Origin of the sequence: Acidithiobacillus sulfurivorans, from assembly GCF_018853815.1 — a bacterium.
Classification (GTDB): Bacteria; Pseudomonadota; Gammaproteobacteria; order Acidithiobacillales; family Acidithiobacillaceae; genus Acidithiobacillus; species Acidithiobacillus sulfurivorans.
The window spans coordinates 1-3,708 of sequence record NZ_JAAOMP010000012.1 but is presented as its reverse complement, the minus strand read 5'-3'; the positions used below and the strand labels follow the sequence as shown (position 1 = coordinate 3,708).

4 protein-coding genes are annotated in these 3,708 nt (G+C 54.2%); all 4 read right to left on the bottom strand.

Features of this window, described 5'->3' with window-relative positions:
* Positions 1 to 432: hypothetical protein (locus HAP95_RS00280; RefSeq protein ID WP_215882469.1), on the bottom strand; the 432-nt coding region annotated here is incomplete at its 3' end.
* Between the two features lie 97 nt (positions 433 to 529).
* Positions 530 to 1,918 carry a hypothetical protein gene (locus HAP95_RS00275; RefSeq protein ID WP_215880495.1) on the bottom strand — a complete coding sequence of 463 codons (1,389 nt, stop codon included), beginning with the start codon at positions 1,916 to 1,918 and terminating at the stop codon, positions 530 to 532.
* Between the two features lie 410 nt (positions 1,919 to 2,328).
* Positions 2,329 to 3,474, bottom strand: coding sequence for a ParB/RepB/Spo0J family partition protein (locus HAP95_RS00270; protein WP_215880496.1), 1,146 nt, complete (start codon positions 3,472 to 3,474; stop codon positions 2,329 to 2,331).
* Positions 3,474 to 3,708: hypothetical protein (locus HAP95_RS00265; protein WP_215882468.1), on the bottom strand; the 235-nt coding region annotated here is incomplete at its 5' end. The genes HAP95_RS00270 and HAP95_RS00265, both read right to left, overlap by 1 nt.

Genomic DNA, 3,708 nt, shown 5'->3' with positions numbered 1-3,708 from the left:
GCGCCACTCGCCCGGCATGATCTCCTGACGATGCAGCGTGGATTGACGCAAAAACGGGCTGTCAGCCTTCTCAGGGTGCAGGATGGCCCATAACGTATCGGGGATGATCTCGCGTTCTCGGCGGGCTTCCGTGGTATCCGAAGCAATATGGACCCGATTCACAGTAGCTGGACTCAAGTTCTGGTTTTTTACCTGATGGGCGGAGATACCGAACAATCGTGCCGATTCGTAGCGGTAAGCGACCAGATCCAGGGCTTGCTGCTGGCAGGCGTTTCCGATGGCTTCCGTGGGCATATTCCCTGGCACATAGATGCCCCGACCAATGGCCTTGACCTTGCCCGTTTGCTCTTGGTAATACGCTATGCGTTTGGTCCACCCGGAATGTGGGCTGACAAAACGGATTTTGTTGTTGGTTAATGGGTTCTGTTCCATGTTCAGCCCTCAAAAATTGTCACCTTCGTTACAGATAGTGTATCGAAAGTCCCAATCTGGACAAGCTCTGGTGATGGGAGTGCCCGGCGGTTGGTCATCACAAGATAGCCTGACGCCGTGCGGGTTCCTGATGGGTCGCCGAGGTTTCCTGTGTCTTGGCGGAATCGCCTGAATCCAGGATTTGTACGGCGTTCAAGATCTCCGTGAGCGTTGTCTGTTGTGCGGCGATAGCGTTTTCTTGGCTTTGAAACCAGTTTTGCAAAGCGTCCAAGGTGTGATGCCCTGCAAAGAAAGCCACGCGTGAAAGGTCATCCAGATAAGGGTGCAGAGCCGCCGAGGAAGTCGAAACCCAGCCTTTTTGATGCACTTTGTCGAGGTAGTACCCATTTGACGTTGGCGTGCCGTGAGCAACGGATGGCGTTGGACTTGTTTCGGCTGCCAGAGGATTTTTTGAAAAATCAGAAATCAAAAAAACATTCTTAAAAACCTTTTTATTTTCTTTTTTGTTTTCTTTATTAAAAAGAGGCGACATCTGTGTCGGTTGGCTGCGTGTTCGTTCGTCCTTTTGGGGAATAGCGGTTTTCAGGGTGTTAAAGGCCGGTTCATCCGGTAATTCGGCGTGTGCCGATCGGCACACTTCGGGTAAAGGTGAAGAAAGCGAAGTAGGATCGTTGGTTTCTTTGCCGTTTAACGGTGCAGGTAAAGGGTTTTTGTCATCCAGCACAGGAGCAGAAAACATGGGGAGGCGATCCCCAATGCGGGTCAATGAATGATAGGGCGTTTCCGAAGTTTCCAGGGCTTCCCGGGATTTCCGGGCTTCTTCGGAAACTGCTGATGCTTTCGGTACAGCGCTGTAAGTGTTCGTCGAAAGCATCGTGTCGTTAGTGGTTGTGATTTTCGCATCCTTGCTGGCACCACCACGTCTTGAATTCATCAGACGAGAGGCCATGGAGGGCGCGTAGAGGAGCTGGTAAGAAGAAGCCTGCCTGCGTCCTTGGTGGAAGCGTGCCGTAGCCAACAGGAGCCCCACATCACAGAGTTTTTTGAGTGCGCGTTCTATGGTGCGCTCGCAGAGATCGTGGCCAATCCGTATCTTGATGTCTTTGGCAATCTGCTGGACGCTGACGACCGCTTCCGGGTAATCCGTGTGTGTGGCGGACGCGACAGCGCGCAGCCTGCGATCCATCCCGTCCCAGACCAGGTACTCGGCGAGGGAGTCTAGCAATGCCAGTGCGCCGTCCTGGACGGCGTCGGCACGAATAGAGAAGAAGTCGTGTCGGGCAGCCTCCTTCATCGCCTTGAAGCCGTTGGATGGCTGGAGACCGCCTGTGGTCGCGGTCTGCGGTCCTGCCAGCCGATCAGGGCTGACGTTGTTTGTGGTGAGGTCGATGGGCTGCGCTTCGGTGCGGCCGTGGTTCGGCGGCGGGGTCGTCATACTGAAGGGCAGATGATGCATGGAGACGGAATAATGGACGGTGGATTGCATGATGGCATTCTCCTGAAAAAAAGACGCAAAAGGTTGCAACAAGCCCGCCGAAAAATGGGAATTTCGGCAAAACTTTCCTATCGGCTTGACGGGGTCTTTTCTCGGGAATATGCTAGGAACTGTCAGGTAGTAGCTGGTCTTCCGCGAGAGGGTCAGTCAAGCATGTGCAAGAGGAGAAGCAGCGGTTGGTCCCGCTGCTTCTCCTTTTTGATGGTATAGGCTAAGTCATGATGTTCCCCTCCCTTAGCGTGGAACCATAAAAGCAAAAAGGCAGCTTTACGCTGCCCGTGAAGTACCTTTCTCGTGAGCCCCATGGGCTTGGTATGGGTGGACGCTGCTCCAGAAGAAAAAGCCCTATGGATGACTGTGTGCCGATCGGCACACGGCGATTATTGAGAAGATTTCGAAAGCTAAGGACGCGCATTTTCCGCCTCCTTTGCCGTGGAATCCTGCGTGTCTGCTGGCTTTTGGGTCAATGGGGTCAGAACCTCACCTTCGGATCTGGAGAGAATAGCTGCAGAAATCATGGCCGCCAGTTCTTCCTGTGGGATATCCTGAATGCCGGGAGAAAGCCGGATGCGCATTTCGTCTTTGCCAAAGGATACGGTGCCTACCCGGACGCCATCACGGACAATCGGACGCCGATCGGGATCGCGGGACCGGTCCTGTCCGGTTACCCAGGCACGCATGGTATTGGTATTGAGCTTGCCTTGCAGAATCATGTGCGCGGCCTGATGGACCCTGTCCGCATATCCGTTATGGCAAAGGTCTACCATGGTTTCCGCAGCGGATGCGGCAAACAAGGTTGGACCCTGACGAACAATCGTCTGCAGGGATGGCGGAAGGTCTGTAAACGCTAAATATTTGTACAGAGAACGTCGGTCGATTCCGACCTTGACGGACAGTTCGCGTTTGGTGGGCGCGATCCCTTCTTCCAGCATGCGCTTGAGATAAAAGCCGATCTCCATTTCCGAGAGATCCTGACGTTGGATGTTTTCTGACAGGGAGGCCATGATAGCCGTCTTTTCGTCAGAACCGATGAACGTAACCGGTATTTTTTGCCAGCCCAATAAGGTGCATGCCCGCCACCGACGTTCGCCGGCGATAATCTCGTATCGCCCGGCGCCATCTGGACGTACACTGACGGGGTTGAGCAGCTTGCCAATACGGTCGATGTCGGAAGCGAGATCATCAATTCCTTCCTGACTGATTGAAAAGCGGGGCTGAAATCGCCCGGGGTAGAGCAGGTTGACGTCCACCAGGTTCTGCATGCCTTCGGTGGTTTGGCTTTCGGTATTTTCGACGCTTTCACCGCCCTTCATGCTTTCTGATGGCGGTTCATTGATCGTTTGGCCCGTCTCTGGAAGTGAAGCCTGCGTCTCAACGGGCGACTCGCCGGCAAGCGGTTGTTCCTCTGCAACTTGCTGCCCCATTTCAATGAGCTCGCGCTCTGCGCGTTCCATCTCCTGCAAGGTTTCTTCGCTGATGGGTGGGGTTAATCCGGTGGGCGGTATGGGGTGGATGACGCCCATCCTGCGGAAAGGTTGTTTGGCCATCACTCACCCCCTTTTGGTGTCAGCCGGTTTTCCGTGATGTTTTTCAGGATGCCCAGCATTTCATCGGCGATGGCCTGCAAATCCGGGATGGCAACCTTGGATCCCGGGTAGGCCAGGGAGATGGGAATCTCCCGTTCGATACTGGAACGCTTGAATTCTTCGGACTCCCGAATCATGCCTGTGCTTAAAATATTGCCGTAATGTTCTTTCAGGCGTTCCATGACCTTGGCGACA